The following is a 360-nucleotide window of genomic DNA, read 5'->3' as shown; positions in this document are numbered from 1 at the left end:
CCACGCCTTCGCGGTGAGCGAGCCGGCGACACCACCGGAGGTCCGCAGGGCAACGGTGTAGGTGCCGTCGACCGGCAACGTCGTCGTGTCGAAACCGCAGGACGTCCCGCAGTACTGCGAGGCCAGGAACGCCGAACCGTCCGGCTTCAGCACCGACACCTCGGCCTTCAGCGAGGAGAACGTCCCCCCGGACAGGTCCAGATACACCCGCTGCCCCGCCGAACCCGCGAACGTCCACGCACCGTTCTGCCCCGGCACCGCCGTCGCAAGCGTCGACCCCGTACCGTCCAGCAGCAGCTGCCTCATGATCTCCGTCGACACACTGGCCGTCATCGACCCCATCGACGCACCGAGCGGATC

The 360-nt window shown here is 68.9% G+C and carries 1 protein-coding gene; it reads right to left on the bottom strand.

The genetic code is table 11. The features are described from left to right. Positions 1-306 (bottom strand): PPC domain-containing protein (locus ADK60_RS26390; RefSeq protein ID WP_199839761.1); only part of this gene is annotated, 306 nt, incomplete at its 3' end. Positions 307-360 lie beyond the last annotated feature (54 nt).

The sequence above is a fragment of the Streptomyces sp. XY431 genome (assembly GCF_001279805.1).
In the GTDB taxonomy this organism is placed as follows: Bacteria; Actinomycetota; Actinomycetes; order Streptomycetales; family Streptomycetaceae; genus Kitasatospora; species Kitasatospora purpeofusca.
The sequence above is the reverse complement of the archived record's forward strand: the minus strand, read 5'-3'. Positions and strand labels throughout refer to the sequence as shown.